The sequence below is a fragment of the Streptomyces sp. CAU 1734 genome (assembly GCF_039888735.1).
Lineage (GTDB): Bacteria > Actinomycetota > Actinomycetes > Streptomycetales > Streptomycetaceae > Streptomyces.
Genome location: NZ_JBDQQP010000014.1, coordinates 173,955 through 199,566 on the forward strand (window position 1 = coordinate 173,955; position 25,612 = coordinate 199,566).

The window sequence follows — 25,612 nt, forward strand, 5'->3', positions numbered from 1 at the left end:
CTCACCCGACCGAGCCCGAGAGACCCTGAAGGTCCGATGCCGCCCACCCTCGCCTCACTCGTCCAGCACTCGGCGCTCAAACTCACCGTGCGTGCCGGAGAGGCGAGACTGGCGACCCCCGTCCGGTGGGCGCACGCGAGCGAGCTGACCGACCCCGTGCCCTATATGGAGGGCGGGGAGCTCCTCCTCGTCACCGCGATGACCCTCGACGCCGAGGATCCCGAGGCGATGCGCCGCTATGTGCGCAGACTCGACCGCGCGGGCGTCGCGGGCCTCGGCTTCGGGATCGGCGTCTCGTACGACGACATCCCCTCGGCCCTGCTCGACGCCGCCCGGGAAGCGGATTTCCCCCTGCTCGCGGTCCCCCGCCGCACCCCCTTCCTCGCCATCAGCAAGGCCGTATCGGCGGCGATCGCGGCCGATCAGTACCGTGCCGTCACCGCCGGTTTCGAGGCCCAGCGGGAGCTCACCCGCGCGGCGCTCACCGACGGGCCCGCCGCGGTCGTCGCCCGGCTCGCCGGATACGTGGACGGCTGGTCCGCCCTCTACGACGCGGCCGGATCCGTCGTCGCCGCCTCCCCGGAGTGGGCCGCCCGCCGGGCCGCCCGTCTCGGCGCCGATGTGACCCGCCTGAGGGAGCGCCCCGCCCCCGCGAGCGCGGTGGTCGCCGGCACCGGGGACGACCGGGTCGAGCTCCAGTCCCTGGGCACCGGGCGGCGGATGCGCGGCGCTCTCGCCGTCGGCACGGGAGCGGCCCTCGGCACCGCCGAGCGGTACGCGGTGCACTCGGCGGTCGCCCTGCTCACCCTCGCCGGCGAACGCTCCCGCTCGCTGCGGCTCGCCGGGGAACGCCTCGGCGCGGCCGTGCTGCGCATGCTGCTCTCCGGGCAGTCCGACGCCGCCCGCACGGTGGCCGGGGATCTCTACGGGACCCTGCTCGACGCCCCTTTCCGGCTGCTGATCGCGGAACCGGCCGTATCCGGGCCCCCGGCGCCCGTGACGGCGGCGGATTCCGCACCGGAGGCCGCGGCGGAGCCGGGCACCGGCACCCCCGCACCGCCCGCGAACCCGGACGGAACCGGAGCCCCAACCGGAACCGGGCACGCAACCCCAACCGGAACCCCGAGCCGAACCGGTACCGGAACCCGGGGCCGGACGGGCACCACCGGGACAGCCGGACCCGCCGCCGCCGGGAAGTCCGGCGCGGCGGGCACCGCCCCGGCGGGGACCCCCGACCCCCGCCGGCTCCTCCGGGAACTGGCCGAGACCCTCGAAGCGACCGCCACCCGCACCGGTGAGAGCCTCCTCGCCGTCCCGGACACCGATGACCGCCTGGTGGTCCTCGCCGCCGACGGGGGAGCGGTCGTGGCCGAGTGTCTCGCCGTGTACGGGAGCGTCCCCGCCGGCCGCGAGGGGGACACCGGGATCGTCCTCGGCCTCTCCGCCCCGACCGGCCCCATCGCCGCCGCGGGCGCGTACAAACAGGCCGAACAGGCCCTCTCCGTCGCCCGCCGGCGCGGCCGGGCGCTCGTCGAGCACGAGGAGCTCGCCACCGGCTCGATCCTCCCGCTCCTCGCCGACGACGCCGTGCGCGCCTTCGCCGACGGCATGCTCCGCGCCCTGTACGAGCACGACGCGACCGGCCGCGGCGATCTGGTGGCCTCGCTGCGGGCCTGGCTCTCCCGCCACGGCCAGTGGGACGCCGCCGCGGCCGAGCTCGGGGTGCACCGGCACACCCTCCGCTACCGCATGCGCAGAGTGGAGGAGATCCTGGGCCGTTCCCTGGACGACGCGGACGTACGGATGGAACTGTGGCTCGCGCTCAAGACGACGGCCGACCCGCGGACCCCCTGACGGCCTGGACCGCCGGCCCGCCGCCCCTGACGGGTCGCCCCGCCGACCCCCTGAACGCGTCGGCGGCGCTCACCGCCGACCGGCGCCCCCGCCATTCCGTAGGCAAATCACCTCCGATCACTCCACCCCGTCCAACGCGGGAACGCCCCCGCCGACCTACCGTGGGGGCGGACACACCCTTGTCCGCCCGGACACACCGCTGTCCGCACCCGCATCCATCTCCGAAGGGCCGGGACATGACCTCCACCCACGCCTTCTGGCTCGCCGGTCGCCAGGCCACCGGTGAGACCTCCTTCGATGTCACCTCCCCGTGGGACGGACGTCTCGTCGGCCAGGTCTCCATTCCGACCGAGGCGCAGGTCGAAGAGGCCGTCGCCGCCGCGCACGCCGTGCGGGACGAGTTCGCCGCCACCCCCGCCCATGTGCGCGCCGCCGCCCTCGACCATGTCTCCCGGCGCCTCGCCGAGCGCACCGAGGAGATCGCCCGGCTGATCTCCGCCGAGAACGGCAAGCCGATCAAGTGGGCCCGCGGCGAGGTCGGCCGTGCCGTCTCCGTCTTCCGGCTGGCCTCCGAGGAAGCCCGCCGCTTCAACGGCGGCGAGGCCCAGCGCCTGGACACCGACGCCGGCGGCACCGGGCGGCTCGCGCTCACCCGCCGCGTCCCCAAGGGCACCGTCCTCGGCATCGCGCCGTTCAACTTCCCGCTGAACCTCAGCGCCCACAAGGTCGCCCCGGCCATCGCCGTCGGCGCCCCGATCATCCTCAAGCCGGCCCCGGCCACCCCGATCTCCGCCCTGATCCTGGGCGAGCTGCTGGCCGAGACCGAGCTCCCGGCCGGTTCCTGGTCCGTGCTGCCGGTCCCGAACGACCGGATGCCCGCCCTGGTGCGGGACGAGCGGCTGCCGGTGATCTCCTTCACCGGTTCCGGCCCGGTCGGCTACGCGATCATGGACTCGGTGCCGCGCAAGCACTGCACCCTGGAGCTGGGCGGCAACGGCGCCGCGGTCGTGCTCCCCGACTGGTCCTCCGAGCAGGACCTGGACTGGGCGGCTACCCGGATCGCCACCTTCTCCAACTACCAGGGCGGCCAGTCCTGCATCTCCGTCCAGCGGGTGATCGCGGACACCTCCGTCTACGACCGGCTGCTGCCGAAGATCGTCGCCGCCGTCGAGGCCCAGGTCACCGGTGACCCCTCCGACGACGCCACCGACGTCGGCCCGCTGGTCAGCGAGGACGCCGCCAAGCGCGTCGAGTCCTGGGTGGACGAGGCCGTCGCCGCCGGCGCCGCGCTGCTGACCGGCGGCAAGCGGGACGGCGCCGCGTACGCGCCCACCGTCCTCGCCGATGTCCCGGCCGGCACCACCATCGCCTGCGAGGAGGTCTTCGGACCGGTCCTCACGGTCGCCAGGGCGGACGGCGAGACGGCGGCCTTCGCGGCCGTCAACGACTCCCCGTACGGCCTCCAGGCGGGCGTCTTCACCCATGACGTCCAGACCGCCTTCCGGGCCCACCGGGCCCTGGAGGTCGGCGGTGTGATCATCGGTGACGTACCCTCGTACCGCGCCGACCAGATGCCGTACGGCGGCGCCAAGCAGTCCGGTGTGGGCCGGGAGGGCGTCGCCCACGCGATGGCCGACTACACCTACGAGCGGGTACTGGTCCTGACGGGCCTCGCTCTCTAGCCGGACACGAGCACAGCCGGCCCGGCGCGAGAGCCGGCCGGAGTACGATCCGACGCGCTGTCCGGGAGCCGGTCCCGGGACCGGTGCCGCCGGAAGGACGACCGCGGCCGGAGCCCACTGTGCGGGGGCTCCGGCCGCGGTTTTTCCCGTACGGCCCCGGCTCCTCCCCGTCACCCGTTCGACCGGCGGCGCGCGGCGCACCGGAGGCGTACGGAGTACGGAGACTGGTGCACACCCCCGCCATCGGGTACGACGGACGAGTAGCACCGGAAGGCGGGCGGCCGGCGCGGCCGGTCGCACGGCCCGTCGCACGGCTGTGCGCGGCGCTCCCGCCGCCGCCCTCCGACGCCCGCAACCCCGACTCGCGGCGAGGTGGACCTCATGACCGCACCACTGGAGAAGAACCGTCCTCCGAAGGTCACCGAAGCGGAGGCCCGGCAGGTCGCCGAGGCCGCCCGGGAACAGGACTGGCGCAAGCCCAGCTTCGCCAAGGAGCTGTTCCTGGGCCGTTTCCGGCTCGATCTGATCCACCCCCATCCGCTGCCCGCGGGCGAGGACACCCGGCGCGGCGAGGAATTCCTCGCCCGGCTCCGCGAATTCTGCGAGACCCGGGTGGACGGCGCGCTGATCGAGCGCGAGGCCCGCATCCCCGACGAGGTGATCAACGGTCTCAGGGAGCTGGGCGCGCTCGGGATGAAGATCGATGTCGCCCACGGCGGTCTCGGCCTCACCCAGGTCTACTACAACAAGGCGCTCGCCCTCGCCGGCTCCGCCAGTCCGGTGATCGGCGCGCTGCTCTCCGCCCACCAGTCCATCGGCGTACCGCAGCCGCTGAAGCTCTTCGGCACCAAGGAGCAGCAGGACCGGTTCCTGCCCCGCCTCGCCCGTACCGACATCTCCGCCTTCCTGCTGACCGAACCGGATGTCGGCTCAGACCCGGCGCGGCTGGCCACCACCGCCGTCCCGGACGGCGACTCCTACCTCATCGACGGGGTGAAGCTCTGGACGACCAATGGCGTGGTCGCCGACCTTCTCGTGGTGATGGCCCGGGTGCCGAGGTCCGAGGGCCGGCCCGGCGGCATCACCGCCTTCGTCGTGGAGGCGGCGAGCGAGGGCATCACCGTGGAGCACCGCAACGCCTTCATGGGGCTGCGCGGGCTGGAGAACGGAGTCACCCGCTTCCACCAGGTCAGAGTCCCGGCCGCCAACCGGATCGGTGCCGAGGGGGAGGGCCTGAAGATCGCTCTCACCACGCTCAACACCGGACGGCTCTCGCTGCCCGCCATGTGTGTCGGCGCCGGGAAGTGGTGTCTGAAAATCGCCCGTGAATGGTCCGCGGTCCGGGAGCAGTGGGGCAAACCGGTCGCCCGGCACGAGGCGGTCGGCACCAAGATCTCCTTCATCGCCGCCACCACCTTCGCGCTGGAGGCCGTGCTCGACCTCTCCTCCCAGATGGCCGACGAGAATCGCAACGACATCCGTATCGAGGCGGCCCTCGCCAAGCTCTACGGCTCCGAGATGGCCTGTCTCATGGCCGATGAACTGGTCCAGATCCGCGGCGGACGCGGCTTCGAGACGGCCGACTCGCTCGCCGCCCGCGGCGAACGCGCCGTACCGGCCGAACAGCTCCTGAGGGATCTGCGCATCAACCGGATCTTCGAGGGCTCCACCGAGATCATGCATCTGCTGATCGCCCGCGAGGCCGTCGACGCCCATCTCAAGGTGGCGGGCGATCTGATCGACCCCGGCAAACCGCTCGGCGACAAGGCGCGGGCCGGAGCCCAGGCCACCGCCTTCTACGCCCGCTGGCTGCCGAAACTGGTCACCGGAGCCGGACAGCTGCCGCGTACGTACGGTGAATTCCACCCGGCCGGCCACACCGATCTCGCCGTCCATCTGCGCTGGGTCGAACGCTCCTCCCGCCGGCTGGCCCGCGCCACCTTCCTGGCCATGGCCCGCTGGCAGGGCGGGATGGAGACCAAGCAGGCGTTCCTCGGCAGGATCGTGGACATCGGCGCCGAGCTCTTCGCGATGAGCGCCTCCTGCGTACGGGCGGAGCTGCTGCGCACCACCGGCGAGCACGGCCGGGAGGCGTACCAGCTGGCGGATGTCTTCTGCCGGCAGTCCCGGCTCCGGGTGGAGGAGCTCTTCGGGCGGCTCTGGTCCAATACGGACGCGATCGACGCCAAGGTGGTGGACGGTGTCCTGGCCGGGCGGTACGAGTGGCTGGAGGCGGGCGTCATCGACCCCAGCGGCGACGGCCCCTGGATCGCGGACGCCGCCCCGGGCCCGTCGGAACGGGAGAATCTGCACCGCCCCATCCCCTGATCCCCGGCACACGCGCCTCATTCGCGGACACCCGCCCCGACACGGGCGCAGGATTCACGGGCACCCCGGTTCGGACCCGGCGCCGTTGCGGACACAATGGGGGGATGAGCGACAGCCCATCCCCCCTCGCCGACCCGCACACCGCCTTCGACCCGGCCGCCGGCCGCCGGGACCTCGTCATCCTCGGATCGACCGGGTCCATCGGCACGCAGGCCATCGATCTCGTGCTGCGCAACCCCGACCGCTTCCGGGTCACCGCGCTCTCCGCGGCCGGCGGCCGGCCGGAGCTGCTGGCCGAGCAGGCGCGGCGGCTGCGCGCGGGGACGGTGGCCGTGGCGCGCGAGGACGCGGTCCCCGCGCTGCGCGAGGCACTGGCCGCGCGGTACGGAGCCGGCGAACGCCTCCCCGAGATCCTGGCCGGCCCGGACGCCGCCGCCCAGCTCGCGGCCTCGCCGTGCCACACCGTGCTCAACGGAATCACCGGCTCCATCGGCCTCGCTCCCACCCTCGCCGCGCTGAGGGCGGGCCGCACCCTCGCGCTCGCCAACAAGGAATCCCTGATCGTCGGCGGGCCCCTGGTGAAGGCCCTCGCGCGGCCCGGCCAGATCATCCCGGTGGACTCCGAGCATGCCGCCCTCTTCCAGGCGCTGGCCGCCGGCACCCGCGCCGATGTGCGCAAGCTCGTGGTCACCGCCTCGGGCGGCCCCTTCCGCGGGCGCACCCGCGCCGAGCTGGCCGATGTCACCCCCGCCGACGCCCTGGCCCACCCGACCTGGGCGATGGGCCCGGTGATCACCGTCAACAGCGCGACCCTGGTCAACAAGGGGCTGGAGGTCATCGAGGCGCACCTCCTCTACGACATCCCCTTCGACCGCATCGAGGTCGTCGTCCACCCGCAGTCCTATGTTCACTCGATGGTGGAATTCAGCGACGGTTCGACCATCGCGCAGGCCACCCCGCCGGACATGCGCGGTCCCATCGCCATCGGTGTCGGCTGGCCCGAGAGAATCCCGGACGCCGCCCCCGCCTTCGACTGGACCAAGGCTTCGACCTGGGAGTTCTTCCCGCTCGACACCGAGGCGTTCCCGTCCGTCGGGCTCGCCCGGCAGGTGGGTGAGGCGGGCGGCACCGCCCCGGCGGTGTTCAACGCCGCGAACGAGGAGTGCGTGGCGGCCTTCCTGGCCGGCCGACTGCCCTTCAACGGAATCATGGATACGGTCACGGAGGTCGTCACCGAGCACGGAGTGCCCGGAACGGGAACTCCGCTGACGGTGTTGGACGTCCTGCAAGCGGAGAGCTGGGCCCGGTCGCGGGCCCGGGAACTGGCAGTGAAGGCCACAGCGGAGGCTCACGCATGACGATGTTGTTGACGGTTCTCGGCATAGCGCTGTTCGCCGTCGGCCTGCTGTTCTCCATCGCCTGGCACGAGCTGGGCCATCTCTCCACGGCCAAGCTCTTCGGCATCCGGGTGCCGCAGTACATGGTCGGCTTCGGCCCGACCCTCTGGTCCCGGCGCAAGGGCGAGACGGAGTACGGCATCAAGGCCATCCCCATGGGTGGCTACATCCGCATGATCGGCATGTTCCCGCCCGGTGAGGACGGCCGGATAGAGGCCCGCTCCACCTCGCCCTGGCGCGGCATGATCGAGGACGCGCGGACCGCCGCGTACGAAGAGCTCCAGCCGGGGGACGAGAAGCGGCTCTTCTACACGCGCAAGCCGTGGAAGCGCGTGATCGTGATGTTCGCCGGGCCGTTCATGAATCTGATCCTGGCCGTGGCGATCTTCCTCGGGGTGGCCATGTCCTTCGGCTTCGCCACCGAGACGACCACGGTGGCGGGCGTCCAGAAGTGCGCGATCGACCAGAGCCTCAAGCGGCGCGACACCTGCGCCGCGAGCGATCCGGTCTCACCGGCCCAGGCGGCCGGCCTGCGGGTGGGCGACAAGATCACCGGGTTCAACGGCAAGCCCGTCGGCGACTGGGACACCCTCTCCGACCGCATCCGCGCCACGATCGGCCCGGCCACGCTCACCATCGAGCGCGGCGGCGCCGAGCGGACGCTTCCGGTCGACCTCATCAAGAACATGGTGGTGGCGAAGAACTCCGACGGCGAGGTCATCCCGGACGACTTCGTCCCGGCCGGCTATCTCGGCTTCCAGCCGAAGACCGAGATCCTGCCGCTCTCCTTCACCGCCTCGGTCGACCGCATGGGCACCATGATCGAGGACGGTGTCCAGTCGATCATCGCCCTCCCGGCGAAGGTCCCCGATCTCTGGAGCGCGGCCTTCGGCGACGGCGAGCGCAAGGACGACTCCCCGGTCGGAGTCGTCGGCGCGGCCCGGATCAGCGGTGAGGTGATGAATCTCGACATCCCGAGCCAGAACATCATCGCCACCTTCCTGCTCCTCGTCTCGGGCTTCAATCTCTCGCTCTTCCTCTTCAACATGCTGCCGCTGCTGCCGCTGGACGGCGGGCACATCGCGGGCGCCCTCTGGGAGTCCGTGCGCCGCAGGACGGCCCGGATCTTCCGCCGCCCCGACCCCGGCCCCTTCGACGTGGCGAGGCTGATGCCGGTCGCCTATGTGGTGGCGGGGATCTTCATCTGCTTCACCCTGCTGGTTCTCGTCGCGGACATCGTGAATCCCGTGAAGATCAGCTGATCACTTCGGTATATCTGCTGATCGCTTCGGTATGTCGGCCGGGTGCACTTTGCACCCGGCCGATCACTGATCGCCGTGTTTTCCTCGGCGATGTGCTTGTCGTAACCCCTGTGCCGTAATCTCGGATGCTGGAGCCCGCCGTACTCGGGACCTCTCGATCCACACCTTGGGGTTGCACAGCAGATGACCGCGATTTCTCTCGGTATGCCTTCCGTTCCGACCACGCTCGCCAAGCGGCGCGTCAGCCGGAAGATTCAGGTCGGGTCCGTGGCGGTGGGCGGTGATGCCCCGGTGTCGGTCCAGTCGATGACGACCACCCGCACCTCCGACATCGGTGCCACGCTCCAGCAGATCGCCGAACTCACCGCGTCCGGCTGCCAGATCGTCCGGGTGGCCTGCCCCACCCAGGACGACGCCGACGCGCTCGCCACCATCGCGCGCAAGTCCCAGATCCCGGTCATCGCCGATATCCACTTCCAGCCCAAGTACGTCTTCGCCGCGATCGACGCCGGCTGTGCCGCGGTGCGGGTGAATCCGGGCAACATCAAGCAGTTCGACGACAAGGTCAAGGAGATCGCCGCGGCGGCCTCCGCGTCGAACACCCCGATCCGGATCGGCGTCAACGCCGGCTCGCTCGACGCCCGGCTGCTGAAGAAGTACGGCAAGGCCACCCCCGAGGCCCTGGTCGAGTCGGCCCTGTGGGAGGCGTCCCTCTTCGAGGAGCACGGCTTCCGGGACATCAAGATCTCGGTCAAGCACAATGACCCCGTCGTGATGGTCAACGCCTACCGCCAGCTCGCCGCCCAGTGCGACTACCCGCTCCACCTCGGCGTCACCGAGGCGGGCCCGGCCTTCCAGGGCACGATCAAGTCGGCGGTGGCCTTCGGCGCCCTGCTCGCCGAGGGCATCGGCGACACGATCCGCGTCTCGCTGTCGGCCCCCCCGGCCGAGGAGATCAAGGTCGGCATGCAGATCCTGGAGTCGCTGAATCTGCGCCAGCGCCGGCTGGAGATCGTCTCCTGCCCCTCCTGCGGCCGCGCCCAGGTCGACGTCTACAAGCTGGCCGAGGAGGTCACGGCGGGCCTGGAGGGCATGGAGGTCCCGCTCCGCGTCGCGGTGATGGGCTGTGTCGTCAACGGCCCCGGCGAGGCCCGCGAGGCCGACCTCGGCGTCGCCTCCGGCAATGGCAAGGGCCAGATCTTCGTCAAGGGCGAGGTCATCAAGACCGTCCCCGAGTCGAAGATCGTCGAGACCCTGATCGACGAGGCGATGAAGATCGCCGAGCAGATGGAGAAGGACGGCGTGATGTCCGGCGAGCCCAGCGTCTCCGTCGGCTGACCCCACCCCGACCCTCCGGGCCCGCCCCGCTCCCCACCGGGAGCGGGGCGGGCCCGAGCCATTTCCCGCCCCCTTCCGGCCGACAGCCACCCCTTGACACCCCGTCGGCGGCGCGGGTTACCGATCAAGCCCTGCCGGGAGCACCGATCAAGCTCCGCCGCGGTGGCCCGCGCATCCCGGCTTCTCCGTCCCGGCCGGCCGTCACCAGTGGCCCCGCAGGGGCGGGGGCGCCCCTGTCAGGCCCCGCCGGCGATTGAGGCGCGGGGTCCGGGGCGGAGCCCCGCAAGCACCCGCGCGGACCGGCACCCGCGCGGACCGGCACCCGCGCGGACCGGCACCCGCGCGGACCGGCACCCGCGCGGACCGGCACCCGCGCGGACCGGTACCCGCACGCACCCGCCCCGCCCCCGCACCCGCCCCGCCCTCGCACCCGCCCCGCCCTCGCACCCGCGAGCCCGCCCCCGCCAGGGCCCCCGCTCCCCTCGGCACCCACCCCACCCGCCAGGTACAGTTCGGAGATCAGCAGACGGTATGTGAGGCCCCCTCGTGTTGACGCAGACCACCACCCGGGTCCTCGAACCCAGCGACCTCGGCGCCGCCCTCGCCGTGCTGGAGAGCGACCCCGTCGCCAATGCCTTTGTCACGTCCAGGGTCCAGGTCGCCGGCCTCGACCCCTGGCGGCTCGGCGGTGAGATGTGGGGCTGGTACACCGGCGGAAGACTCCGCTCCCTCTGCTACTCCGGCGCCAATCTCGTCCCCATCTGCGCCGGCCCCGAAGCCGTCCGCGCCTTCGCCGACCGGGCCCGCCGGGCCGGCCGCCGCTGCTCCTCCATCGTCGGCCCCGCCGAGCCCACCGCCCAGCTGTGGCGGCTGCTCGAACCGAGCTGGGGCCCCGCCCGGGACGTACGCACCCGGCAGCCCCTGATGGTGACCGACGGTGTCCCCGCCGACATCACCCCCGACCCGTATGTCCGCCGGATCCGCAAGGACGAGATGGATGTGATCATGCCCGCCTGTGTGGCCATGTTCACCGAGGAGGTCGGCGTCTCCCCGATGGTCGGCGACGGCGGTCTGCTCTACCAGGCCCGGGTCGCCGAACTCGTCGGCGCCGGCCGCGCCTTCGCCCGGATCGACGACGGCCGGGTGATCTTCAAGGCCGAGATCGGCGCCGCGACCAACCGGGCCTGCCAGATCCAGGGCGTCTGGGTGGACCCCGAATTCCGCGGCCGGGGCCTCTCCGAGACCGGTATGGCCGCCGTGCTGCGGTACGCCCTCGCCGATGTCGCACCCGTGGTCAGCCTCTATGTCAACGACTACAACACCCCCGCCAGGGCCGCCTACCGCCGGGTCGGCTTCCAGGAGGTCGGAGCGTTCATGAGCGTGCTGTTCTGACCCCGCCCCGCGGCAAGTAGGGTTCCCGCATGGCAGCACCCCCCGATGTCGCCGTCGAGCCCTTCGACCTGGACGCGCGGATCGACGAAGCCCTCGCCGTACAGGCCCTCGCCTTCGGTCTCACCGAGGACGAGATCGAGCTGCGCCGCCATATCGTCCACCGCCATCTGCGCCAGCCCGGCGCCCGCGCGCTCGGCGCGCTCACCGGCACCGGCCGGCTGGTCGGATTCGTCTACGGAATGCCCAACGACCGCGGCCAGTGGTGGTCCACCGTGGTGGAGCCGTATCTGCGCCACACCGGCCGTGAACACTGGCTCGACGACTCCTTCGTGATCACCGAACTCCATGTGCACCCCGCCTTCCACGCCCGGGGCATCGGCCGCTCGCTGATCACCACCATCACCGACGCGGCGGAGCAGCCGCGCTCCATCCTCTCCGCGATCGACATCGAGTCACCGGCCCGCAGGCTCTACCGCGCGCTCGGCTACGAGGACCTCGCCCGCCGGGTGGTCTTCCCGAGCGCCCCCAGCCCGTACGCCGTGATGGGGGCCCCGCTGCCGCTGCTGCGGCGGAACTGATTTCCGCCCGCCGCCACCGCCCGGCTAACCTCACGCAGAGCAGTCCCGATCCGACGCAGGAGATTCCCCCATGGCAGCCCAGGTCCAGCGCATGTCCCGTCTGATGGTCAAGACATTGCGCGACGACCCCGCGGACGCCGAGACCCTGAGCCACAAGCTGCTCGTCCGCGCCGGCTACGTCCGGCGGAACGCGGCCGGCATCTGGTCCTGGCTGCCGCTCGGCAAGAAGGTCCTGGAGAACGTCACCCGTGTGGTGCGCGAGGAGATGGACGCCATGGGCGGCCAGGAGGTGCTGCTCCCGGCCGTGCTCCCGAAGGAGCCGTACGAGGCCACCGGCCGCTGGGAGGAGTACGGCCCCGAGCTGTTCCGTCTCAAGGACCGCAAGGGCGCCGAGTACCTCCTCGGCCCCACCCACGAGGAGATCTTCACCCTGCTGGTCAAGGACCAGTGCACGTCCTACAAGGACCTGCCGGTGACCCTCTACCAGATCCAGTCGAAGTACCGCGACGAGGCGCGTCCGCGCTCCGGCATCCTGCGCGGCCGCGAGTTCCTGATGAAGGACTCCTACTCCTTCGACACCACCGACGAGGGCCTCGCCGAGTCCTACGCCCTGCACCGCGAGGCGTACATCAAGATCTTCCGGCGGCTCGGCCTGGACCACCGCATCGTGTCGGCCGTCTCCGGCGCGATGGGCGGCTCCGCCTCCGAGGAGTTCCTGGCCCCGGCCGCCGCGGGCGAGGACACCTTCGTCCACTGCACCGGCTGTGAGTACGCGGCGAACACCGAGGCCGTGACCTTCACCGCCGGCGCCCCGGCCGCCGCGGACCACCCGGCGGCCGAGGAGATCGACACCCCCGACACCCCCACCATCGAGACCCTCGCCGCCCACCTGGGCGTCCCGGCCTCCGCGACGCTGAAGAACCTGCTGGTGAAGGTCGACGGCGAGATCATCGCGGTCGGCGTCCCGGGCGACCGCGAGGTGGACCTGGGCAAGCTCTCCGACCACCTCGCCCCGGCCGAGGTCGAGCTGGTCACCGCCGAGGACTTCACCGGCCGCCCCGACCTCGTCCGCGGCTATGTCGGTCCGCAGGGCCTGGGGAAGGTCCGCTACCTCGCCGACCCCCGGGTCGCGGCCGGCACCGCCTGGATCACCGGCGCCAACAAGGAGGGCGTGCACGCGCGCAATGTCGTCGCGGGCCGCGACTTCGAGGTCGACGAGTACGCGGATGTCGTCGTCGTCCGCGACGGCGACCCCTGCCCGAAGTGCGGTACGGGCCTGAAGCTCGACCGCGCGATCGAGATCGGCCACATCTTCCAGCTCGGCCGCAAGTACGCGGACGCCTTCCAGCTCGATGTCCTCGGGCAGCAGGGCAAGCCGGTCCGGGTCACCATGGGCTCGTACGGCATCGGCGTCTCCCGCGCGGTCGCGGCGCTGGCCGAGCAGACCGCCGACGACAAGGGCCTGTGCTGGCCGGCCGAGATCGCCCCGGCCGATGTCCATGTGGTGGCGGCGGGCAAGGCCGCCCAGACCGAGCTGGCCCTGGAGGTCGCGGACCAGCTCGCGGCGGCGGGCCTGCGGGTGCTGGTGGACGAGCGGCCCGGGGTCTCCCCGGGCGTCAAGTTCACCGACGCCGAGCTGATCGGCGTCCCGAAGATCCTGGTCGCCGGCCGCCGCACCGCCGAGGGAGTGGTGGAGCTGAAGGACCGCAGGACGGGTGAGCGCGAGGAGCTCCCGGTCGCCGAAGCGGTGGCCCGGCTGCGCGGCTGACCGCCGCCGCGGGGAGACGGACACCGGCCGGGACGCGTCACGCGTCCCGGCCGGTGCCGTGTCCCCGGATGCCGGACCCGGGGGAGTGTCAGAGCCAGGAGGCGAACTCCAGCGAGGACTCCGCCTGCCGCGCCGGTGCCCGCATCCCCGACTCCACCGCACGGAAGAGCGCCCACTTCCGCAGCCGCTCCGGATCGACCTCCAGCGAGTCCGCCAGCTTGTTCACCCTGCGGCGCGCCACCGAGGGGCCCGACGCCGCCGCGATCAGATCCTCCACCCGGTCGCGGACCAGCCGCGCCAGATCGTAGGCGCGCTCACCGACCAGCGGATCGGGGCCCACGGTCAGCCAGGGGACCCGGTCCGCCGCGAGAACCTTCCCCTGGCGGAAACAGCCGTGCAGCAGCAGCGCCTCCCCCTGCCCGGGATCGGCGATCAGCTCCTCCCGCGCGTCCAGCGCGGCCGAGGCCAGCGGGTCGTCCAGCTCCCGCAGCGCGCGCGCCTGCCGGGCGGTCCGCTCCGCGACCGTCTCGAAGCCGTGGTCCGCCGGCGGCTCCACCCAGAGCCGCCGTACGATGCCGGCCGCCTCCAGCAGCGCCTTGGCCTCCGGCAGGGAACGCAGCGACACCTCCGGGTGCAGACGCTCCAGCAGCAGCGCGTCCCCGGCGCCGGGCGCCCCCAGCTCGCGCACCGCGCCCCACCCGTTCCAGTGACGCAGCGCCGCCCGCTCCAGGGCCGGTGAGGCGGACGGCGGTGCGATTTTCAGCGCCGCCGGAGTGGCGTCGGGCAGGCGCACCAGAAGGACCAGACTGCTCCGGCCGCCGGGCTCGGTCACCCGCTCGACCTCAAGACCCAGCCGGGCCACGGTCTCCTCGGTGATCGCGGGCAGCCGGCCGAGCCATGTGCCGCTCTCGCCCAGCGCCCGTGCCAGACGCCGGGGCGCTTCGAAACCCATGCGCGCGTTCCTCCCTTCCGCTGATCTTTCATGGAACGAGCCGAACGAACTCCGCGGACGAACACCGCCGGCCGAGAGGAACCGAGAGGAACCGAACGGACCGGAGAAGGACTGAAACCGACTGAAACGAACGAACCGACTGAACCGGACAACCGGACTATACGGATACGGAAGTCAACCGGACTCGACCGGTCCGCATCGTTCGCCCCGTTCGGGAGCCACCCGGACCGGCCACCGGCCCCGCACATCCGGCCGGCGCACCGTGCCCGCCCGTACGCCGACGGCTGGGCCGTCTCTTACGGATCTTGCTGGGCTCGCGTGCCCTGGCACCGCGCCTCGCCGCGTTGTCGTCAATCACCAATGCTCCGCAGTGGCTCAATCCTCCGCCTTGCGATCCACGGCACCAGACCCCGCTCACTGATCCAGCCTGATCCGTAAGAAACGACCTAACCGGCCGGCTCCACGGCCCCCGCCCGCTCCCCCCGCTCCGCGAGCCCGGGAAAGGCTACGCCGCCGCCCCGCCAGCGCGCGGCCCGCACCGCGGCCTCCCGCAGCGCCGCCGCCGCCTCGCGCCGCAGCGGCCCCTCGGCCGCCCGGACGAGATCGGAACAGACCCCGGCGACCCGCTCCTCCAGGAAGACCGCCAGCCGGACGGCCGCCTCGGCGTCCCGCACCGGGAAGGGCAGCGCGTACGCGGGGGCCGCGGCCACCGGCTCGCCCCCCAGATCGCGGACGGCCCTGGCGAGTGCGTCCCGCCGGGCGCGGTGCGCGCCATGAGCCGCGGCGGCCTCGCCCGCGCGGCCCTCGCCGACCCCGGCTCCGGCCACCCCGTACCCGTACACCGCCGCATGCTCCGCCGCGAGAGCGGCCTGCACGGCCGTCAGCACGCCGTCCGCCGTGTCCGTCCGGTTCATCCCGTTCATCCGGCACCCCTGTCCATCGCCCGGCGCGCGCCCGCGCGCCGCTCCCTCGCACGCTCCGGCACCACGGCCCGGTTCACCGGGCGCCCCCCAGCAGATACACATGCGCCGCCCCCGCGGCGGCCAGCGAGGCCAGCAGCCGGGCGAGTTCCGGTCCCGCGTCGTCCAGCGCGGCCGTGTGGGTGTCCGCGGTGTGCCGCTCCGCCGCCGCCAGCGAGGCCAGCGCCGCGGTCTCGTCCGCCGGTACGGGCGGCGGCAGCGGTACGGGCGGGGCGTTGCCGGGCGGCCCGCCCAGCGCCGTGATGTGCTCGGTCACCGAGGCCCGCATCGGACTGAGCCGTTCCGCCAGCCCCGGATGGAGCGCGAGGGTGGCGTCGTACCGGTCCCGCAGCGTGCCGCTCGCCGTGGCCAACCGTTTCCGCAGTTCGGCGTCGGCGCTCGCCCGCGCGGCCGGTGAGCCGCTCACACGGGCGGATGAACCACCCGCGCAGCCGCTGAGTGTGCCCGCCGCGATCACTCCCGTGACCATGAGCGCCCGCCTGCGCGTCGTCCCCGTGCGCCCCATGCGAGTCTCCCTCGACCGTCGATGATCATCGCCGCAGGCGAGCGTACCCGTGGGCGGGCCGCGGGTGGACGGCAACACCCTGCGGGACCGGATACCCTTTGTCTCGACACGCGACGAACCCACAACAGCACACGCGGCCGAGGAGTCACCCGGATGAGCACCACCCAGAGCGACAGGCTGCGCGAGCTGCTGGAGCCGCTCGTCGGCGCCGCGGGCCTGGATCTGGAAGAGATCGACATCTCCCGCGCCGGACGCCGCCGCCAGCTGAGGATCATCGTGGACTCCGAGGAAGGCGCCACTCTGGACGCCTGTGCGGAGCTGAGCCGCGCCGTCTCCGCGAAGCTGGACGAGACCGACGCGATGGGCGAGGGCGAGTACGTCCTCGAAGTCAGCTCGCCCGGCGCGGACCGCCCGCTGACCGAGCACCGCCACTACACGCGTGCCGTCGGCCGGCTGGTCCGATTCCAGCTCAATGAGGAGGGCGGGGAGCTCGTGGCCCGCATCCGCGCCGTGGACGGCGAAGGACTCGACCTCGAAGTGCCCGGTGTGAAGGGCCGCAAGCCCAAGGCCCACCGGATCGCCTTCGCCGACATCGCCCGCGCCCGGGTGGAGATCGAGTTCAACCGCAAGGCGGCCGAGCCCGAGCCCGCCTCCGGTACCGCCGGCACCGACATCGAGATCGACACCGAGATCGACACCGACAAGAAGGAAGAGGAGGCGTAGCCGTGGACATTGACGTAAAGCTCCTGAAGGGCTTGGCACAAGAAAAGGAGATCCCCTTCGACCTGCTGGTCGAGGCGATCGAGTCGGCCCTCCTCATCGCGTACCACCGCACCGAGGGAAGCCGCCGGCACGCCCGTGCCGTGCTCAGCCGGGAGACCGGCCATGTGACGGTGTGGGCCAAGGAGGACCCGGCCGATCTGGACGAGGGGCAGGAGGCCAAGGAGTTCGACGACACCCCCACCGACTTCGGCCGGATCGCCGCCACCACGGCCCGCCAGGTCATCCAGCAGCGGCTGCGGGACGCCGAGAACGACGTCACCTTCGGCGAGTACGCCCGCCGCGAGGGCGATGTGGTCTCCGGCCAGGTGCAGCAGGGCAAGGACCCGAAGAACGTCCTCGTCCGGCTGGACGACAAGCTGGAGGCGATCCTGCCGGTGCAGGAGCAGGTCCCCGGTGAGGAGTACACCCACGGCCTGCGGCTGCGCACCTATGTGGTGCGGGTGGCCAAGGGTGTCCGCGGTCCGTCCGTGACGCTCTCCCGCACCCACCCCAATCTGGTGAAGAAGCTCTTCGCGCTGGAGGTCCCGGAGATCGCGGACGGCAGTGTGGAGATCGCCGCCATCGCCCGCGAGGCCGGCCACCGCACCAAGATCGCGGTCCGCTCCACCCGCTCCGGCCTCAACCCCAAGGGCGCCTGCATCGGCCCGATGGGCAGCCGGGTGCGCAATGTGATGGCCGAACTGCACGGCGAGAAGATCGACATCGTCGACTGGTCGGACGACCCGGCCGAGATGGTCGCCAACGCGCTCTCCCCGGCCCGGGTCAACAAGGTGGAGGTCGTCGACCTCGGCGCCCGCTCCGCCCGGGTGACCGTGCCCGACTACCAGCTCTCCCTGGCGATCGGCAAGGAGGGGCAGAACGCCCGCCTGGCCGCCCGTCTCACCGGCTGGCGCATCGACATCCGCCCCGACACCGAGCAGACCGACGAGGACCGGGCACCCGAGCGCGACTGACGGGGACCGGGCGCCCGGGCACGACGGGCGAGGGCCGGTCGGCGGGCCCAACCGGAGCCCGGCCCTCCATGGAGCCGGGCCCGGGCCGGGATCGGACCGGGATCGAGCCGGGACCGGGAGTCGCGGCGTACGGCCCCGAGGTCCCCGGCCGGCTTCCGGAAAGGTCCCGCGCACGGCCCGGAAGGTACCGATCGGGTTCCGTTCCCGGCCGGCGCACCGGTGCCGCCCGTTCGCGGGTGTCACCGCCGGCCGGCCGCGCCGCTCCGGCCCGACCCGGTCGCCGCCGGGCCCCGGAGCGGGCTCCGGCCGACGCCCCGCCCGGGCCCGACCGGAGTACCGGCCGTGATCTCGGACACCGCTCCGACGGAGCCTCGACCCGGGCTCCACCGGCCCCCCGGCACCGCCCTGACCAGGGCATCGTCCCCGGGTGCGGAAGCGGAACGCCGTGACCTGTGTTGTCGCGGAGGCAGCGGCACCGACGGAATACGGAACAACGATCGTTCGATTCCTGCCCCATAGGGGTGAGGTCGCTACGGGGAGGTAGACTTAGTGATGTCTGGCCGGACGCACGCCTGCGCACGCCCTGAACGCACCTGTGTGGGATGCCGGGAGCGAGCGGCCAAGACCGATCTGCTGCGCATCGTGGCCGTCGGGGATGAATGCGTCCCCGATGATCGCGGTACGCTGCCCGGCCGGGGTGCATATGTACACCCCGTCACGGTCTGTCTCGATCTGGCTGTACGACGCCGGGCCTTCCCCCGGGCCTTCCGGGGCAGGGGACCGTTCGACACGGCCGGAGTGCAGCGATATGTGCAAGAGGCGGAGCGGCAAGCCCCGTAAGGAGCGGCAGGCCCCGTTGCAATAAGCACGGCACGGATACCCCGTGCGGTCAGGTACCTCGCGAGTTGGAAGTAGGTCGAGATTGCGATGAGCACTCGATGAGTACGCGATGAGTACGCCCATGAAGTAGCGACGGTCCGGCGGTAACCCGGACCTAAAAGGAGCGAAGTGGCTAAGGTCCGGGTATACGAACTCGCCAAGGAGTTCGGCGTCGAGAGCAAGGTCGTCATGGCCAAGCTCCAAGAACTCGGTGAATTCGTCCGTTCGGCTTCCTCGACGATCGAGGCGCCGGTTGTACGCAAATTGACTGATGCTTTGCAGGGACCCGGCGCAGGCGCCGGCAAGTCCGCAGCGAAGCCCGGCGCGCCCCGCAAGGCAGCGCCTTCCCCCGCCCCCCGTCCGGGCGGACCCACCCCCGGCGCGCCGTCTCCGGCCGCGCCCCGTCCGGGTGCCCCCAAGCCCGGCGCCCCGGCTCCCAAGCCGGCCGCCGCGGAGGCCCCCGCGAGCAGCACCCCCGCAGCGGCTCCGGCCGCCCCGGGCCCGCGTCCGGGTCCCAAGCCCGCCCCCGCGCGTCCGGTGACACCGGTGCCCCAGGCGGAGTTCTCCGCCCCGGCTCCGGCGCAGCCCGCCGCCCCGCAGGCGTCCCGCCCCGCCGCCACCCCCGGCCCGCGTCCGGCACGTCCGGCCCCGGCCGGTCAGCGCGACGGCGGCCAGCGTGACGGCGGTCAGCGCGACGGTGCCCGCGGCGACCGCGGTGACCGTCCGGCCCGCCCCGCGGCCGGCCAGGGCGGTGCCCGCCCCGGCGGCAACCGTCCGGCGGGTCCCCGTCCGGGCAACAACCCCTTCACCTCCGGCGGTTCCACCGGCATGGCGCGCCCCCAGGCGCCCCGTCCCGGCGGTGCCCCCCGCCCCGGCGGCGGCGGCGCCCCCGGTGCCCCGCGTCCGCAGGGCGGTCCCGGTGGCGCACCCCGTCCCCAGGGCGGCCAGGGCGCTCCCGGCGGTGCTCGTCCCACTCCCGGCGGCATGCCCCGTCCGCAGGCCCCGCGCCCCGGCGGCGCTCCGGCCGGTAACCGCCCGAACCCGGGCATGATGCCGCAGCGTCCGGCTGCCGGCCCCCGTCCCGGTCCCGGTGGCGGCGGTCGTGGTCCCGGTGGCGGCGGCGGTCGTCCCGGCGGTGCCGGCACCGGCGCCCGTCCCGGTGGCGGCGGCGGCTTCGCCGGTCGTCCCGGTGGCGGTGGCGGCGGCGGTCGTCCCGGTGGCGGCGGCGGCTTCGCCGGTCGTCCCGGTGGCGGCGGCGCTCCCGGTGGCGGCGGCGGCTTCGGCGGCGGTCGTCCCGGCTTCGCGGGCCGTCCCGGCGGCCCCGGTGGCCGCGGTGGCACACAGGGCGCCTTCGGCCGTCCCGGCGGACCGGCCCGTCGCGGCCGCAAGTCGAAGCGGCAGAGGCGTCAGGAGTACGAGGCCATGCAGGCCCCGTCGGTCGGCGGCGTGATGCTGCCCCGCGGCAATGGCGAGACCATTCGCCTGTCGCGCGGTGCCTCCCTCACCGACTTCGCGGAGAAGATCAACGCCAACCCGGCGTCGCTCGTCGCGGTCATGATGAACATCGGCGAGATGGTCACGGCGACGCAGTCCGTCTCCGACGACACCCTCGTCATGCTGGCCGAAGAGATGAACTACACGGTTCAGATCGTCAGCCCGGAGGAGGAGGACCGCGAGCTTCTCGAGTCCTTCGACATCGAGTTCGGCGAGGACGAGGGCGGCGAGGAGTTCCTCGTCTCCCGTCCGCCGGTCGTGACCGTCATGGGTCACGTCGACCACGGCAAGACCCGTCTGCTCGACGCCATCCGCAAGACGAACGTCGTCGCGGGCGAGGCCGGTGGCATCACCCAGCACATCGGTGCCTACCAGGTCGCGACGGAGGTCAACGGCGAGGACCGCCGCATCACCTTCATCGACACCCCCGGTCACGAGGCGTTCACCGCCATGCGTGCCCGCGGTGCCCGGTCGACCGACATCGCGATCCTCGTGGTGGCGGCCAACGACGGTGTCATGCCGCAGACCATCGAGGCGCTGAACCACGCCAAGGCGGCCGATGTGCCGATCGTGGTCGCGGTCAACAAGATCGATGTCGAGGGTGCCGACCCGACCAAGGTGCGCGGACAGCTCACCGAGTTCGGTCTGGTGGCCGAGGAGTACGGCGGCGACACCATGTTCGTCGACATCTCCGCCAAGCAGGGGCTGAACATCGAATCCCTGCTGGAGGCCGTGGTCCTGACCGCGGACGCCTCCCTCGACCTGCGCGCCAACCCGGAGCAGGACGCACAGGGCATCGCGATCGAGGCCCACCTCGACCGCGGCCGCGGCGCCGTCGCGACCGTCCTGGTCCAGCGCGGAACGCTGCGCGTCGGTGACACGATGGTCGCCGGTGACGCCTACGGCCGAGTCCGCGCCATGCTCGACGACAAGGGCGAGAACGTGGAAGAGGCGGGTCCGTCGACTCCGGTCCTCGTCCTCGGTCTCACCAATGTCCCGGGCGCGGGCGACAACTTCCTGGTCGTCGACGAGGACCGTACGGCCCGTCAGATCGCCGAGAAGCGTGCCGCCCGTGAGCGGAACGCAGCGTTCGCCAAGCGCGTCCGCCGCGTCTCCCTCGAGGACCTGGACAAGGTGCTCAAGGCCGGCGAGATCCAGCAGCTCAACCTCATCATCAAGGGTGACGCTTCCGGTTCCGTCGAGGCCCTCGAGTCCTCGCTGCTCCAGCTCGATGTCGGCGAAGAGGTCGACATCCGTGTCCTGCACCGCGGTGTGGGTGCGGTCACCGAGTCGGACATCGACCTGGCCATGGGCTCCGACGCCATCGTCATCGGCTTCAACGTCCGCGCGGCCGGCCGTGCCGCGCAGATGGCGGAGCGCGAGGGTGTCGACGTCCGGTACTACTCGGTGATCTACCAGGCCATCGAGGAGATCGAGGCAGCCCTCAAGGGGATGCTCAAGCCGGAGTTCGAAGAGGTCGAGCTCGGTACGGCGGAGATCCGCGAGGTCTTCCGCTCCTCCAAGCTGGGCAACATCGCGGGTGTTCTCATCCGCTCCGGCGAGGTCAAGCGGAACACCAAGGCGCGACTGCTGCGCGATGGCAAGGTCATCGCGGAGAGCCTCAACATCGAGGGTCTGCGCCGCTTCAAGGACGACGTCACCGAGATCCGCGAAGGCTACGAGGGCGGTATCAACCTCGGAAACTTCAACGACATCAAGATCGACGACGTCATCGCGACGTACGAGATGCGCGAGAAGCCGCGCGGCTGATCGTGCACATCCCGGGGGCTCCGGCCCCCGGGCAGCGCGGTGGCCGGGGCCGGTGGGCGGGGTTAAATCCGTCGATCGGCCCCGGCCGCCGCGTGTACGGTTCAGGATGTCCCTGCCAAGCGCTGGCAGGCGTCCTGAACCCGAACCGGCGGGACATCCGGATCATTCATGTATGTGGGGACACTGTCCTTCGATCTGCTTCTCGGCGACGTGCGGTCGCTGAAGGAGAAGCGTTCCGTGATCCGCCCCATCGTCGCCGAGCTCCAGCGGAAATTCGCGGTGAGCGTGGCGGAGACCGGGGACCAGGACCTTCACCGCAGGGCCGAGATCGGCCTGGCGGTGGTGTCGGGCGATACAGGCCACCTCGCCGAGGTACTGGACCGGTGCGAGCGCCTTGTCGCCGGCCGGCCCGAGGTGGAACTGCTGTCGGTTCGACGCAGGCTCCACAGCGACGAAGACTGACGGCAAGGCAAGCAAGCAGGTAAGAAGGAGAAGGACCAGTGGCCGACAACGCGCGGGCGAAGAAACTGGCGGACCTCATCCGGGAAGTGATCGCCGAGAAGCTACAGCGCGGCATCAAGGACCCGCGGCTGGGCACCCATGTCACGATCACCGACACCCGGGTCACCGGCGATCTGCGGGAGGCCACGGTCTTCTACACGGTCTACGGCGACGACGAGGACCGCGCCAGTGCCGCGGCCGGGCTCCAGAGCGCCAAGGGCGTACTGCGCTCCGCGGTCGGTGCCGCCGCGGGCACCAAATTCACCCCCACCCTGACGTTCGTGGCGGACGCCCTGCCGGAGAACGCCAAGACGATCGACGCCCTGCTCGACAAGGCGCGGGCGTCGGACGCCAAGGTCCGGGAGGCGTCCTCGGGCGCCAGCTACGCCGGCGAGGCGGACCCGTACCGCAAGCCGGAGGACGAGGACGAAGCGTCCGAATGACAGAGCGCATCACCCCTCCCGACGGCCTGGTCATTGTCGACAAGCCGTCGGGATTCACTTCTCACGACGTCGTCGCCAAGATGCGCGGGATCGCACGGACCCGCCGCGTCGGACACGCGGGGACCCTCGACCCCATGGCCACCGGAGTCCTCGTCCTCGGTGTGGAGCGTGCCACCAAGCTCCTCGGGCATCTCGCCCTCACCGAGAAGGAGTATCTGGGCACGATCCGTCTCGGCCAGACCACCGTCACCGATGACGCCGAGGGCGAGATCATCTCCGCCGCGGACGCCTCCCGGGTCACCCGGGACGCCATCGACGCCGGGGTCGCGGCCCTGACCGGCGCCATCATGCAGGTGCCGTCCAAGGTCAGCGCCATCAAGATCGACGGCAAGCGGTCCTACGCCAGGGTCCGCAGCGGCGAGGAATTCGAGATCCCGGCCCGTCCGGTCACCATCTCCTCCTTCCGCGTCTACGACATCCGCGAGGCCGTCGCCGAGGACGGCACCGCCGTGCTCGACCTCGTCGTCTCGGTGGTCTGCTCCTCGGGTACGTACATCCGCGCCATCGCCCGCGACCTCGGCGCCGGTCTCGGCGTCGGCGGTCATCTGACGGCGCTGCGGCGCACCAGGGTGGGACCGTACGGCCTGGACGCGGCACGGACCCTGGACCAGCTCCAGGAGGAGCTGACCGTGATGCCCATCGCGGAGGCGGCCTCGGCGGCCTTCCCGCGCTGGGACGTGGACGAGCGGCGGGCCAAGCTTCTCGCCAATGGGGTACGCCTGGACATGCCGACCCACGACCGTTCCCCGGTCGCGGTCTTCGGCCCCGGCGACCGCTTCCTCGCCCTGGTGGAGGAAGTGAAGGGCAAGGCCAAGAGCCTGGCCGTCTTCGGCTGATCCCCGGCCGGCCCCGTGCCGGCCCGTTTTCTCACCGCCCGGCGGGCGGCCTTCGGGCCGCCCGCCGGGCCGTTCCGTCCCCTTGGAGCGGTATTCCGATTGCTCCGGGCAGATGATCACCCCATGATTGCGTGATGCCCGAACTGCGTACCGAACGTCTGCTGCTCCGCGACTGGCGGGAATCCGATCTCGCCCCCTGGGCCGCGCTGAACGCGGACCCCGAGGTCCGCGAGTTCTTCCCGGAACTGCTGACCCGGGAGCGGGCGGACGCGTCGGCCGCCGCCTTCCAGGCCGATCTGGACGGGCGCGGCTGGGGCTGGTGGGCCGTCGAGGAGGTGGCCTCGGGAGAGTTCGCCGGCTTCGCCGGGCTGGATCCGGTCGACGCGGGTGTGCCCTTCACGGGGGTGGAGGCGGGCTGGCGGCTCGCCCGTGCGGCATGGGGCCGCGGCATCGCCACCGAGGCCGGCCGGGCGGTGCTGGCCTTCGGCTTCGAGAGTCTCGCCCTGCCGGAGATCCTGGCGGTCGCGGCGGAGGGCAATGTCCGCTCGCGGGCGGTCATGAGCCGGCTCGGCATGACCCACGACCCCGCCGACGACTTCGACGACCCGGACGTCCCGGCGGGTCCCCTGCGCCGGAATGTGGTCTACCGGATCTCGGCGCCTTGATCGCAGTGCTCTGATCGGAGTGCTTTGATCGCGGCGGTTCGATCCCGGCGGTTTGATCCCGGCGGTTTGATCGCGGCGCTTTGAGGAGGGGCTGCCGGGGCCGGGGTTGTGGGCTCGGCGGTGGAACCGGCGCCCGGGAGTGAGCCGCCGGACCGTCCAGCGCTGTCCGGAACTGCCGGAGTGCCCGGTCGGCGATCTCCTGCGTGGAGAGCGCTCCCTCCGCGGGCGCCGTCGCGGGACGCCTGCCCGCTGCCGCGCGGCTCCGGCAGAGCTGCCACGCCGTGTGCGGCGCGGTCCGTACGCGGGTGGTGCCGGCCCCGGATCGAACACTCTCGGCTCGTCGTCGCGGGGCGGGGCACCCGCTCGTCCTCCCTGCCGCCCCGGCAGAGCTGCTGGGCCGTGTCGGGCATGGCCTGTCCACCGATGGCGTCGGCCTCCGGACCCGGCGCCGGTGGTACGCCGTCGTCGCGGGACGGCTGCCCGGCCTCCGCGCGGCCCCGGCAGAGCTGCCACGCCGTGTGCGGGGCGGCTCGTACGCCGGTGGTGCCGCCGGGACGGCCCGGCGCCCCGCGTCCGCCGGGCCGTCCCGGCGGCACCCCGCCCTCTGGATGCGGGGCCGCCGGCTCGTCCTTGTCCGGCAGGGGCCGCGCCCCGCCGGACGGCCGCGCCGCTTCGGGCGGTGTTCCGCGCCGAGCGGGGTGCGTGCCGCAACGCGAGGCGGCGGCCCCGGGCGCCGGCCGCCGCCACGGGTAGTGGGCAAGGGCCCCGGGCACAGATGCCACCGGCCCGTGCCGGCCTTCGCGCCCCCGGTGTCCGAAGGGGCCGCCCGCCGGATACGGCTGAGGCGAGGAGGAGTCGCGAGGTCCGCTTCAGGCGGGCGGTGCCACACCGGCGGTGGATGGGCGTAGGGGACAGCCGTAGGGGCGGCGGGGCGATCCGCCCCGCCGCCCCTACGGGTCCGGACGGCCGCCGGCCGCCGCGCGCGGGTACGCCCTCGGGGGCGCCCCCGGCCACCCCGCCCCGCCGGGCCGCGGCGGACTCCAGCTCCGGCCGATTCCGGTCCGGGGCGCCCTTAGGGGCCCGCAACTCCCCCTCTCCACCTGCGGGTTGATCACGATGACACCCCTCGGAGGACGCGCCGGAGGCACCCGGCGCGGAACGATGAAGGCCGATCGATCCATGGGGAGGAACC

Annotated in this window: 20 protein-coding genes; 17 read left to right on the plus strand and 3 right to left on the minus strand. The window is 72.5% G+C overall.

What is annotated here, in order from left to right; genetic code table 11:
- Positions 1-36: 36 nt before the first annotated feature.
- From AAFN69_RS26255 to AAFN69_RS26295, 9 genes are all read left to right on the plus strand, one after another.
- Positions 37-1,854 (plus strand): PucR family transcriptional regulator, encoded by a 1,818-nt coding sequence (locus tag AAFN69_RS26255; protein WP_347731235.1) that lies wholly within the window; start codon positions 37-39, stop codon positions 1,852-1,854.
- A 236-nt stretch (positions 1,855-2,090) separates the two neighbouring features.
- Positions 2,091-3,536, plus strand: a complete 1,446-nt coding sequence (locus tag AAFN69_RS26260; protein ID WP_347731236.1) for an aldehyde dehydrogenase family protein — start codon at positions 2,091-2,093, stop codon at positions 3,534-3,536.
- 381 nt (positions 3,537-3,917) lie between these two features.
- Positions 3,918-5,864: an acyl-CoA dehydrogenase family protein gene (locus AAFN69_RS26265; protein ID WP_347731237.1), complete on the plus strand. Its 1,947-nt coding sequence runs from the start codon at positions 3,918-3,920 to the stop codon at positions 5,862-5,864.
- Between the two features lie 104 nt (positions 5,865-5,968).
- Positions 5,969-7,222: a 1-deoxy-D-xylulose-5-phosphate reductoisomerase gene (dxr, locus tag AAFN69_RS26270; protein WP_347731238.1), complete on the plus strand. Its 1,254-nt coding sequence runs from the start codon at positions 5,969-5,971 to the stop codon at positions 7,220-7,222.
- Positions 7,219-8,523 carry a site-2 protease family protein gene (locus AAFN69_RS26275; RefSeq protein ID WP_347731239.1) on the plus strand — a complete coding sequence of 435 codons (1,305 nt, stop codon included), beginning with the start codon at positions 7,219-7,221 and terminating at the stop codon, positions 8,521-8,523. The genes dxr and AAFN69_RS26275 overlap by 4 nt, the downstream gene beginning before the upstream one ends.
- A 183-nt stretch (positions 8,524-8,706) precedes the next feature.
- Positions 8,707-9,861 carry a flavodoxin-dependent (E)-4-hydroxy-3-methylbut-2-enyl-diphosphate synthase gene (gene ispG / locus AAFN69_RS26280; RefSeq protein ID WP_347731240.1) on the plus strand — a complete coding sequence of 385 codons (1,155 nt, stop codon included), beginning with the start codon at positions 8,707-8,709 and terminating at the stop codon, positions 9,859-9,861.
- A 549-nt stretch (positions 9,862-10,410) separates the two neighbouring features.
- Positions 10,411-11,253: a GNAT family N-acetyltransferase gene (locus AAFN69_RS26285; RefSeq protein ID WP_347731302.1), complete on the plus strand. Its 843-nt coding sequence runs from the start codon at positions 10,411-10,413 to the stop codon at positions 11,251-11,253.
- A 29-nt stretch (positions 11,254-11,282) separates the two neighbouring features.
- Positions 11,283-11,831, plus strand: a complete 549-nt coding sequence (locus tag AAFN69_RS26290; protein ID WP_347731241.1) for a GNAT family N-acetyltransferase — start codon at positions 11,283-11,285, stop codon at positions 11,829-11,831.
- 70 nt (positions 11,832-11,901) lie between these two features.
- Complete coding sequence (locus AAFN69_RS26295) at positions 11,902-13,599, plus strand: proline--tRNA ligase (protein WP_347731242.1); 1,698 nt, start codon at positions 11,902-11,904, stop codon at positions 13,597-13,599.
- Positions 13,600-13,687: 88 nt separating this feature from the next.
- On the opposite strand, the gene AAFN69_RS26300 is transcribed toward AAFN69_RS26295, so the two are convergent.
- The 3 genes from AAFN69_RS26300 to AAFN69_RS26310 form a co-directional block, all read right to left on the minus strand.
- Complete coding sequence (locus tag AAFN69_RS26300; protein WP_347731243.1) at positions 13,688-14,551, minus strand: aminoglycoside phosphotransferase family protein; 864 nt, start codon at positions 14,549-14,551, stop codon at positions 13,688-13,690.
- A 446-nt stretch (positions 14,552-14,997) separates the two neighbouring features.
- Positions 14,998-15,465: a DUF4439 domain-containing protein gene (locus tag AAFN69_RS26305; RefSeq protein ID WP_347731303.1), complete on the minus strand. Its 468-nt coding sequence runs from the start codon at positions 15,463-15,465 to the stop codon at positions 14,998-15,000.
- An 82-nt stretch (positions 15,466-15,547) separates the two neighbouring features.
- Entirely contained in the window at positions 15,548-16,036 is a 489-nt protein-coding gene (locus AAFN69_RS26310; protein WP_347731244.1) for a hypothetical protein, read from the minus strand.
- Positions 16,037-16,189: 153 nt separating this feature from the next.
- Between AAFN69_RS26310 and rimP the strand changes: the two genes are divergently transcribed.
- From rimP to AAFN69_RS26350, 8 genes are all read left to right on the plus strand, one after another.
- Positions 16,190-16,759 (plus strand): ribosome maturation factor RimP, encoded by a 570-nt coding sequence (gene rimP / locus AAFN69_RS26315; RefSeq protein ID WP_347731245.1) that lies wholly within the window; start codon positions 16,190-16,192, stop codon positions 16,757-16,759.
- Positions 16,760-16,761: 2 nt separating this feature from the next.
- A complete protein-coding gene (nusA, locus tag AAFN69_RS26320) occupies positions 16,762-17,772 on the plus strand; it encodes a transcription termination factor NusA (protein WP_347731246.1) in 1,011 nt (336 codons plus the stop codon).
- 552 nt (positions 17,773-18,324) lie between these two features.
- The gene (locus AAFN69_RS26325; RefSeq protein WP_347731247.1) at positions 18,325-18,612 is read left to right on the plus strand and encodes a YlxR family protein; all 288 of its coding nucleotides are present in this window, start codon (positions 18,325-18,327) and stop codon (positions 18,610-18,612) included.
- A 168-nt stretch (positions 18,613-18,780) separates the two neighbouring features.
- The gene (gene infB / locus AAFN69_RS26330; RefSeq protein ID WP_347731249.1) at positions 18,781-21,915 is read left to right on the plus strand and encodes a translation initiation factor IF-2; all 3,135 of its coding nucleotides are present in this window, start codon (positions 18,781-18,783) and stop codon (positions 21,913-21,915) included.
- A 168-nt stretch (positions 21,916-22,083) separates the two neighbouring features.
- Positions 22,084-22,377, plus strand: coding sequence for a DUF503 domain-containing protein (locus AAFN69_RS26335; protein WP_347731251.1), 294 nt, complete (start codon positions 22,084-22,086; stop codon positions 22,375-22,377).
- A 38-nt stretch (positions 22,378-22,415) separates the two neighbouring features.
- A complete protein-coding gene (rbfA, locus tag AAFN69_RS26340) occupies positions 22,416-22,859 on the plus strand; it encodes a 30S ribosome-binding factor RbfA (protein ID WP_347731252.1) in 444 nt (147 codons plus the stop codon).
- Positions 22,856-23,755 (plus strand): tRNA pseudouridine(55) synthase TruB, encoded by a 900-nt coding sequence (truB, locus tag AAFN69_RS26345; protein ID WP_347731253.1) that lies wholly within the window; start codon positions 22,856-22,858, stop codon positions 23,753-23,755. Before rbfA ends, truB begins: the two co-directional genes overlap by 4 nt.
- A gap of 134 nt (positions 23,756-23,889) precedes the next feature.
- On the plus strand, positions 23,890-24,420 hold the full coding sequence (locus AAFN69_RS26350) for a GNAT family N-acetyltransferase (RefSeq protein ID WP_347731254.1): 531 nt from the start codon (positions 23,890-23,892) through the stop codon (positions 24,418-24,420).
- The last annotated feature ends 1,192 nt before the right edge of the window (positions 24,421-25,612 follow it).